General features: G+C 42.5%; 7 protein-coding genes. 1 reads left to right on the top strand and 6 read right to left on the bottom strand.

Annotated elements, in window-relative coordinates; translation table 11 throughout:
* Positions 1–119 precede the first annotated feature (119 nt).
* Positions 120–3005 carry an AAA domain-containing protein gene (locus QUA10_RS25095; protein WP_333083641.1) on the top strand — a complete coding sequence of 962 codons (2886 nt, stop codon included), beginning with the start codon at positions 120–122 and terminating at the stop codon, positions 3003–3005.
* Positions 3006–3067: 62 nt separating this feature from the next.
* On the opposite strand, the gene QUA10_RS25090 is transcribed toward QUA10_RS25095, so the two are convergent.
* From QUA10_RS25090 to QUA10_RS25065, 6 genes are all read right to left on the bottom strand, one after another.
* Positions 3068–4846 (bottom strand): formylglycine-generating enzyme family protein, encoded by a 1779-nt coding sequence (locus QUA10_RS25090; RefSeq protein ID WP_333083640.1) that lies wholly within the window; start codon positions 4844–4846, stop codon positions 3068–3070.
* Positions 4816–5997, bottom strand: a complete 1182-nt coding sequence (locus QUA10_RS25085; RefSeq protein ID WP_333083639.1) for a hypothetical protein — start codon at positions 5995–5997, stop codon at positions 4816–4818. The genes QUA10_RS25090 and QUA10_RS25085 overlap by 31 nt, the downstream gene beginning before the upstream one ends.
* Before the next feature lie 178 nt (positions 5998–6175).
* Complete coding sequence (locus QUA10_RS25080; RefSeq protein ID WP_333083638.1) at positions 6176–7141, bottom strand: RluA family pseudouridine synthase; 966 nt, start codon at positions 7139–7141, stop codon at positions 6176–6178.
* A gap of 195 nt (positions 7142–7336) precedes the next feature.
* On the bottom strand, positions 7337–8785 hold the full coding sequence (locus QUA10_RS25075) for a RecQ family ATP-dependent DNA helicase (RefSeq protein ID WP_333083637.1): 1449 nt from the start codon (positions 8783–8785) through the stop codon (positions 7337–7339).
* Positions 8786–8822: 37 nt separating this feature from the next.
* Entirely contained in the window at positions 8823–9188 is a 366-nt protein-coding gene (locus QUA10_RS25070) for a DUF4087 domain-containing protein (RefSeq protein ID WP_333083636.1), read from the bottom strand.
* 175 nt (positions 9189–9363) lie between these two features.
* Positions 9364–9747 carry a hypothetical protein gene (locus tag QUA10_RS25065; RefSeq protein ID WP_333083635.1) on the bottom strand — a complete coding sequence of 128 codons (384 nt, stop codon included), beginning with the start codon at positions 9745–9747 and terminating at the stop codon, positions 9364–9366.
* Positions 9748–9767: the final 20 nt, after the last annotated feature.

Below are 9767 nucleotides of genomic sequence, written 5' to 3'. Positions count from 1 at the left end.
ATTAAATAATCACATCGGTGCGATTTGGTATTTTATCCATCACTACAATTTATCATTACTTGTTTAGGACTACCCTCGAAACAACCTTTAAACTTGAGTTTCAAACTTATGAAGAGTGGATGCAACAGGTGAGCTTACCTCGTCGCCAAATTCAACGGCGGCCGTACTTGTTTGAATTTCCAGGAGGCAGATTTTCAAAGAATCTTCAGCAAGATTTAAAAGAGATCGAGTCTGGTTCAAAAGACTGGTCAACAGGACATCCAGCTTATGAATATCTATTCGGTGTGCCTCAACTTCCAAAACACGAAGTCATTTACATGGGTGCTTTCCCAACCCATGCACCGACTAATTCACAATTAAAAGCACTGAAACACGCTCAAAGCGAACCTGTGACGGCTGTACAAGGTCCACCTGGTTCTGGTAAAACTACCCTCATCCTTCATCTTATCGCTCAACAGGTAGTCAATCGCGCACTCAGATTAATTGATGGAGAGGAGGATATCAATAATCTGACAGTTGTTAGCAGTACCAATAATAAAGCCGTTGACAATGTTATTGAAAAAATAGATGAATGGTTAAATAACGAGCGTTTAGAACATAATTTTCTCTATCTCAAAGGAGGGAGTATAGAGAATATTCAAAAAGCAGGATGTGCGATCGAGCAGCTAAAAAAAGGAATTGAATACATTCAACAACATAGTTTTAACGAAACAGCTTTTAATCAAAACAAGCAGAAAATAAAACAGATCCAAGATGACATTTTATTAAATGAGTCGAATTATTTAGCAGCTCGCCATCAAAGAGCTTTAGATGAAGAACGACTGCCTCATATTCGGGAAGAGATACAAACACTTCAACAGCATTTAGATGAGGTAATAGCTACTCAAAGCAATTTGCAGCAACGAGCGACAGATTTAGGAGAATACGAACAACTACCAATAGAAGCTTATCCAAAAATAGAATGGCGTTTTAGTAATGCGGAACGACAGATGCCAGAAGGAAGATTACCTTGGTGGACTCGTTTGTGGCGCTGGATAACTGGGAGAACAGAAAAACAGATTATAACTAAGGCTGTTTTAGCTTGCGAATCAGCGATTGAAAGTACATTCAATACTCCTTTCCCTGTAGGAAATCCCAAAAATCGCCGCGAATTTTTTCAAGAATTAGGGAGGGTTACGGAAAAACTAGCAAAAGCAAAAGACCTACAACACATACAGGCAAGCTTGCAAACAATTGGTGAAGATATAGCCAACACAGAGCAACGAAAAGATGAAGCGGATAGAGAATTAACTTCCTTAGAAAACAGCTTGGTAACTCCACTGGAAGATTTTTACGCTTGCTTTCATGAAAAAAATCACGATCGGCATCAAGAGCTATTTAAGCTATCGCGGGAATTTCTGACTCAGCAAGCACTACAAGATAAGGACAATGTAGAAAAAGCTTTGAAGTTATATTTAGATTGTATTTCGAGATATTCTAAGGCCCCTAACAAGTTTAAAACAAACCAAGATGAGTATTTTAAAGCCATAAGTTTGATATTTCCTGTCATTAGCTGTGGGTTGTTCTCAGTACGAAATATGCTACCGCGCATCTCTGAGTGTGTCGATCGCACAATTATAGATGAAGCTGGAATGATTCCACTGCATCAGAGCTTTCCGTTGCTGGTGCGATCGCGCAAGGCCATTATTGTCGGAGATCCTCTACAAATTGAGCCTATAATTACTTTAAGTGACCAAAGACGCGATGACTACGGCAAAACAGCGTTTCTTGACAAAGGATTAACTGAAATTGATTACAATCGTTACAGCCCTGAAGAAGAGTATAGCGCCACTACCTATCATCGCGCCGCTGGAGCAACTGGAGCAAATGGCAACACAGGTAATGGGATTCGTTTGATGGAGCATTACCGCTGCCAACCTAGTATTATTGAATATTGCAATAATATTGCTGGATATGGATTAGAGGTAAAGACACAACCAAGAGTCTCACCATTGAAAACAAACTTAATTGCTCACCATGTTGAGGGAAATATTGAGGGGAATGTAAATCAGCAAGAAGTTACTGCGATACGTGAGTTAATCCCGCGCCTTTTGAATCAAGGTTATTCCCTTGCAGACATTGGTATAATTTCACCCTTTAAAGTTCATGCTGATGCTTTGAGGGATGATTTACGTAGTAGAAGGAATTTTCCTGAATTTCATAAAAATGATATTGGGACTATTCATACTTTTCAAGGTTCGCAGAAGCGAGTAATTATATTATCCACAAAAGTATGTAGATCGCAGGATAATTTTAGCTTTATTAACAGAAAAACCAATCTTCTTAATGTCGCTGTATCTAGAGCCGAAGAACTTTTTATTTTGGTCGGCAACCTTTATCGACTAGAGAAAGCGGGAGGCTATACCGAGCGGCTTGTCAAACATATTCAAACAAATGGATTGGTTTTCGATTATAAATCTAAATCTGAATTAGAAAATCCTTATAAAGACTCTGCCATTGATATAGTTTCTAATTGCAAGCATTTGGATTATTTTACTAGAGCTATTCAGGAAGTAGAACAAGAACTGATAGTAGTAACTCCTTGGATTCGAGGAGACGAACCCAAACAATTTGCTGATAATATTGTTTCAGCCTTGGAAAGAGGTGTTCAGGTGAAAGTAGTTTACGGATATGTCAATCCGACTCGTGAAAGTTATGCAAACAATGATAATAATGATGCTGAAGCTGAGAAACTTCTGAGGGATTTATTTACTTCATATCCCAAGTCGCGCCTCATTCGTTCGCGTCGTGAAGGAACAAATCAAAGAATTTTGTTCTGGGATAATAACTTTGCAGTAGTAGGCAGTTGGGACTGGCTTTCTCACCGATATCGAGATAAGTGTGATTTATCACCAATGAATCCAGATGCTCAAATACGTGGAGAGACAAGTGTTTTGGTTTCTGATTCCTTAAGCCTTGCATTATTGAAGGAAAATATAGATGGACTCATTCAAGAAGAGTCGTAACCTTTTAGCGATTAGGCGATCGCAACAAAATTATTGACCAAAATAACGATAGATTTTAGACTTTATACAAAAGAGCAGACAACTCGAAAGCCAACATTTTTATTACTGCTACTCGGATTACCAAAAAAACGAGATGCAGAACGGCATATGTTGGGAGGCGAAGTCCACGAACCACCCCGCAATATTCGACCTTCCTCATTTCCATTAATCAGCCATATACTGCCATCTGATGGTGCGTCCTGATAGTTTTTGTGATAATAGTCAGCACACCACTCCCAGACTAACCCGTGCATATCGTGTATTCCAAAGGCATTAGCTGAGAAAATGTCAACTTCGCTTGTTTCTTGGCGATAAATTCCATTGGGTTCATTCCCATAAGTTCCTTTGTACAAACGACATTTTATTTTCTGATTCTGTCCACAATAGTTTGCTAAGTTCGTTGAAATGGTTGCACCAAAATGAAACGGGGTTGTTTCTCTGGCACGACAGGCGTATTCCCATTCAGCTTCGCTGGGTAAGCGATATAAACGTCGTTTTTTCTCCGATAGTCGATCGCAAAACTCCTCAGCATCATACCAAGAAACCCGCTCAATCGGTCGATTATCCCCTTTAAAGCAGGATGGATCGGGGTCGAGGTCACGCTTGATTTTTGGAAGGGATGCGATCGCTCTCCACTGTGCCTGAGTGATGGGATATTTACCCATAAAAAAGGGTTTTACAGTAACTAGATGTTGGGGACGTTCCTCCTCGCCAGATTCAAGTTCTTCTTTGGGCGCTCCCATTGTAAATTTACCACCTGGGATGGAAACCATTTCCAGCTCAACTCCATTACCCAAAATTTCTAGAAAGTATTGTGCCTGTTTTGGGCAACGTTTAGTTTCTCGCCCTTGAGCATCCACAGTTACCACTTCAAACTCAAAAGTTGTGGTGTCTGGAATTAATGCTGTTAGCGGCTTCGCCGAGATATTTTTTCCAGATTCATCGTTTAAATGAGGAGTTTTATCGGGCAGATTTAACTCGTTTAGACGATAACTCTGTCTATCGCCATCCCAACTACAACTATCAAAAAAAATTGGCAGTTGTTTATTATTCAAGCTGGTAACTTGCTGTTGAACTTTCTCAGAAATTACCTTCATATTTGGAGGCCAAGTTTCTAAAGGTTCCTGTTCTAGTGCCTCCCTGACTGCTTGAGAGAAGTATCCTGTTTGACATTTAGTGTTAACTATTGCTTTTTCTCCTTCTCTAGTGGCAAGTAACACAAACTGTTTATAATCTCGCATAGGCTGACCACTAGAGAATTGTTTCCCTTTTAAATTAGTTGGTCGTCCGTCCGACTCCAACAAATAATTAGCACACGCATCAAGAATGCAAATATGATTTTTAATTCCAAACAAATTTGACTTTAATAAAAGAAGCAAAGAATCTAAATCCAAGTTCCGCCAATTTTGCGATGTGGCATCAGCACATAGTAGCCTGCGTTCTCGTTCGGAGGAAAGCAAACCATGTCCCGCCCAAAAAATATAGAGCAAATCTCCTTTTTGTTTAGAAAAATTATTTTCTATTATATTGGATAGATTTTGCTCGGTTGCTTCCTCTACGGTGAAATCTGATTGCTCAAGTAGGTGATTATTTTCTTCTAGCAATGACAAGCAAAGCCGGATATTCTCTTTCGGTACATCTCGCTTACACAGCCAGTCGGCGAACTTGAGAGCGTCATTAGCAGGGCCACCCACATTCCAAGAAGTATTACTGTATTTCTCGATACCCACAACTAACCCATAAGTCCGCCCTGGTTTAGCAATTATTTCCCTCATGGCAGTCTGGGAATAATCGCTTTCCATGTTGCAGGATTTTCCCAGTAAGCGCTGTGCGATCGGGGAAACGGTTGTTTGCTATCTACCAACACATCTTGCACTTTATTCGGGAACACATTAGCGCCAACGTAACTGAGAAAATCCCGTAAATCGTATATATTCAACCAAGCTGGAAAATGCTCTGGTAGCGGTTCACCAAATTCTAAACTGTGTAGCGCATTAATCTCATATAAAAATGGTGCTTGGGAACCCACTGTCACTAATAGCGCCACGTTCTCCAAAGATTCTTTGACGAGCAAATCAACGCAGGCAATTCCTCCCAAGCTATGAGCTAGTAAAACTACTGGTGGTTCAGCTTGCTCAATAATTTCTCGGATAAATAGGCGAATCTTTTCTCCTCGACTCTGATAAAGCAAGATATCGCAAGGAAAGGGTGAAATTGCATCTGTAATGCTGCCGCGCTTGCGCTTTATCGCAAACGTTGTTGGATGCGCCAGTAAAGAAAGAAGCTTCCACACCCCGCCTCCCAATCCCAACTCCGCTTCTCCCAAAGCACAACTGAGCGTTTCTACCACTTTATCCCGCAAATCAGCATTGGTGAGAATTGACGGATACTTCTCCTGTTGTTCGCAGTAAAACATTGCCTGAGCTACAATCGCTCTTGCTATAGCATCACAATACTCACTTAAGGAGTCCGATGCTTTTTGCAAAGCTTCATGATAGGCTTCACTGCGAATAACTGCTTGTAGTGCTTCATCAAACACCAAAGCAATTCCCGCCTCAACCAAAAGCGCTTGCAGTTCGGGTAAAGGCTCAAATCTTTGCAACCTAGAGTCTAATTCATCACTGGGTTGTTCTGCAAAAGGATTAGCAGGACCTTCCTCACTCGGTTTCAGTGACAATAACTGTAATTCATAGAGGGGGTCACGGTATAGCTGTTCCCACAGCAAAATCTCCTTATCTTCTTCCTCCTCTTCCGACAGCGCTAGTGTCGCATCATACAAAGGTATAGATGCCCCTTGAGCATTTAACTTGGTTCCCAACATTTCGCCCCACAAACACGGGACGACTTTGATATCGGGACGTTGGATACCAAGCTTTTTTTTAATTAGCGCAAAATTTTCCTCGTATTGAGTTGGTCGTACCCCTGTGCCATGTACAAATACAAGAGTTGTCATTGTTTTACAGATACTCAAAGGGATTCTATACCACTTTAGGGTTGCTTATCAAAAAAGTAAAGATTCTGCTCGCGTTATAGCAGCAGACAGAGGCAGATGAGGACAAAAATCGGTCGAGGCTCTGCAAGCGTCTGATGGCGAATTGTCATAATAGCTTTGGCGACTGCTATACCAATTATCAAATGTGAGAGCGCAGACGCAATATTTTCAACAAAGTGTTGAATTGATCTGGCAAAGGTGCGATCGCCTCTATTAATTCCCCTGTTACGGGATGCTGCAATGTCAGCCGCCATGCGTGGAGGGCTTGTCCGGTTAAATTGACGCCGATAGAACGGTTGGAACTGTACATCGGGTCGCCCACAATCGGATGTTTTATTTCCGCTGTATGCACGCGAATTTGATGAGTGCGGCCGGTTTCTAATTGATAGTGCATTAAGCAATAGTTGCCGATTCTTTCTTTGATTGTCCAGTGAGTAACTGCGGGGCGACCGCCTTTTTCTACTGGTACTACTGCCATTTTTTTGCGGTCTGTGGGATGCCGTCCGATGGGTAGGTCTATGGTGCCTGTTTCGGTGTTGGGAGCCCCGTAAACTATGCCTAAATATTCGCGGCGGGCGGTTTTGGTTTTGAGTTGGGCTTGCAGGTGTTGGTGGGCGATGTCGGTTTTGGCGATCGCGATCGCACCTGTTGTATCTTTGTCTAATCTGTGTACGATTCCCGGCCGCTGAACTCCGCCTATTTCTGCTAGAGGACAGTGGGCTAACAGAGCGTTGACTAATGTACCGTCTTGGTGTCCAGCGGCTGGGTGGACGACTAATCCGGCTGGTTTGTTGATGATAATTAGGCTGTCGTCTTCGTAGAGAATGTCGAGGGGAATTGCTTCGGGCTGCAACTTTGTGGGCTGGGTTTCGGGTAATGTGAGGTGGATGCGATCGCCCGTTTTTACTGATATTTTTTTCGAGGTGCAGGTTTCGTCGTTGACTTTGACGTTGCCTTGTGATATGAGGCTTTGGATTCGCGATCGGGATAAGTCCGGTATCTGGTTTGACAGCCAAATATCTAATCGCTGATTGACATTACTGCGATCGAATTCCTCTGTATTTTCTACTGTGTAAATCTGTGCCGCAGTGTCTGTTTCTATCATTTACTTTTTACTATTTTTTGCCAAGTGTGTAAAGCAAATATCCTCATCATAACATCTGTGAGTTTGTTCGCGATCGCACGGGTAGCGAGAAACCTGGTTTTTTCACAGCAATACTTCGTTTCTGCCCACAGACTGGGTAAAAAACCCGGTTTCTTTGGTCGGAGGGGTTAAGTCGTTTGAGTATAATCGTCTATTCTATCGACAATTATCGCAGTGGCCGCAGCGCATTGATGTAGCTTCCTTGGCAAACCCAAAAGCTTGCAGCAAAAATTGCCACCTACACTGGCGATGTTTGAGATATTTTGCCATTTCTTCTGCTGCGGCAAAATTTAATTTTTCCGCTTTTTGCTGTGGAGATTTATTGATCGCATAATTAAAAGGATCTTGCCATGTTAATTGTCCGCTGCTGTGCAAGATTGAAAGGGCGATCGCACTTTCGGGAAATTCACGGGAAACTGCTTCTATATCGCCTTTAACAGGCAGTTTTTTAGCTAATTGCTGAGCTTCTCGGTATTGCGATCGTAATTTATCTTGAAAAAATTGCCCTCTTTGTTTATCTTCGGGATAAAGCAAACCCGTCGGTTCGCTAATCAATGTCAGGGCGATCGCCGATTTACCGTCGCGTCCGCCTCTACCAATTTCCTGAATGTATTCCGATAATAGCAAAGGTGCTTGAAAGTGAACAACCCACCGGACATCTGGCTTGTTAATTCCCATTCCAAATGCTGAGGTACAAGTCACGAATTTAAGCTCATTGTTCAGCCAAGCTGTTTCTATTTTTCGTCGTGATTCTGGACTCAAACCTGCATGATACGCTGCTGTTTCATAACCTGCTTCTTTCAACAAATCTGCCAAATTTTCGCTATCTTTTCTAGTGCGAACATACACTAAACCTGCTTGTTTTTGTCTATCTTGAATAAAAGTTAACAACTGCTGTTTTCGTCCCCTCGGAGTCCAGACTGTTCGCACTTGTAGGTGTAAGTTAGAACGGTAAGGACTTAACAGAAATGCTTCTGGTTTTTGCAGTTGCAAGACATTTTTGATTGTCTGCTGTGCTTCTGGGTTGGCGGTAGCAGTGAAAGCTGCGATCGCAATTTTACTATGTGCTGGTTTAGCTTTCAACAACGCAGGCCGCACTGTTCCCAAACGGCGGTAAGCTGGTCGAAAAGTATCTCCCCACTGCACTAAACAGTGAGCTTCATCTAATATTAAACCATTGATTTGGATGTGGGGCTGACTGATAATTTCCCAAACAGGTTTGCTGAGTAATGTTTCGGGAGACAGGTACAGTAATCTTAATTTGTTTTGTTGCAGCGACTGCATAGTTTGTCGGCGCTGCGCTGTTGGCAATTGACTGTGGAGGAGGGAAGCGGGTAAATTGCGATCGCGCAATTCTTGCACTTGATTTTCCATCAGTGCGACTAACGGCGAAACTACCAAAGTTAAGCCTGTTTGTAACAAAGCTGGCAGTTGAAAGCAGATTGATTTCCCGCCACCTGTCGGCATAATTATAAGTGTATCTTTCCCGGCTAATAAACTGCCGACGATTTCTCCTTGGGGCGGGCGAAAGTCGTCGTATCCCCAAATTTTTTTAAATGTGGCGCGGGCTTGATTTAATGATGTTAATTCGGGTTGAAAGTTCATTTGACTGAGTTAAAAAACTTGTATGGTTTCGCCACAACTAACTAATTTTTGGCAAGTTCGGATCTTTTCGACAAGTCGAGAGTGGTAATTGTTCACCACCTTTTATCGTGGTAATTCTCATTCGATGTCTATCTGTCACCACATTTAAACAAGCACAGCCATATCCATAATTAACATTAGTTTTGACATATTCATCGTCGTTAAAAGGAGGAATATTGTTAATTCCTCCGGCTTGATATCCCCCTTGCACCGAGATAGTCCACTGAGCATCTTTGTCTTTGAGATACCAATTAGCAGGCGTGGGATTTATCAACCATCCGCACCGGGTTTCAGCCGCTTTCGCAGGCATAACAACGATCGAAAAAGATGAGATAATGGCAAGTATCAACCACTTTAGTTTCATAGCTTTACATCCTCATTTTTGAGCGACAATCATACAGGAATTACGCGCTTCGAGAAAAGAAACAGAAACCTGGTTTTTTAGCGAATCTGCGGGTGACAACGAAATATTGTCGCAAAAACCAGGTGTCTAACTACCTGCGTGTAAGTCCTGTCCAAAATCCAAAATCCAAAATCCCCTAAGACTCCTCGCCGTCTCGGCGGCCGAGCTCGTACACGCCGCCGCCAATACAGGCGATCGTACCCATAGATACCGCCCAACCAGTACCCAGAGAAAATTCTACGCCCCAATTGCACAATCCGCCTGCAATCAAAAAGGGCACAATGCTCAACAGCGAGGCGTAAAAGGCATTTTGAGCTTCTCTGGCTTGGCGGGTTCTTTCAAACTCGGCTTCTGAGGTGTAGAGGGATCTCTCGGCAAAATTCATCCAGCGGTTCAGTTGCAGGATTACCCATTCTGTGAGGGGCGACAGGCCCCAGTATAGGGCCAAAGACCACAAGGACGCACCGGCGATCGCAGTTGCGTCTATGGCAAAACTAAAGGGAAAAATTTCAGTAAGCATTGCTTGATGTGTTATGAATT

Origin of the sequence: Microcoleus sp. Pol8_D6 (assembly GCF_036700965.1) — a bacterium.
In the GTDB taxonomy this organism is placed as follows: domain Bacteria; phylum Cyanobacteriota; class Cyanobacteriia; order Cyanobacteriales; family Microcoleaceae; genus Microcoleus.
Note: the sequence above shows the minus strand (reverse complement) of the source record. Positions and strands in the feature narration are given on the sequence as shown.

Bases quoted from the DNA above. Each gene is read 5' to 3' on its own strand.
- QUA10_RS25080 (WP_333083638.1), bottom strand. From the start codon at position 7,141: ATGATAGAAACAGACACTGCGGCACAGATTTACACAGTAGAAAATACA.
- QUA10_RS25075 (WP_333083637.1), bottom strand. From the start codon at position 8,785: ATGAACTTTCAACCCGAATTAACATCATTAAATCAAGCCCGCGCCACA.
- QUA10_RS25065 (WP_333083635.1), bottom strand. From the start codon at position 9,747: ATGCTTACTGAAATTTTTCCCTTTAGTTTTGCCATAGACGCAACTGCG.
- QUA10_RS25095 (WP_333083641.1), top strand. From the start codon at position 120: ATGCAACAGGTGAGCTTACCTCGTCGCCAAATTCAACGGCGGCCGTAC.
- QUA10_RS25070 (WP_333083636.1), bottom strand. From the start codon at position 9,188: ATGAAACTAAAGTGGTTGATACTTGCCATTATCTCATCTTTTTCGATC.
- QUA10_RS25085 (WP_333083639.1), bottom strand. From the start codon at position 5,997: ATGACAACTCTTGTATTTGTACATGGCACAGGGGTACGACCAACTCAA.
- QUA10_RS25090 (WP_333083640.1), bottom strand. From the start codon at position 4,846: ATGGAAAGCGATTATTCCCAGACTGCCATGAGGGAAATAATTGCTAAA.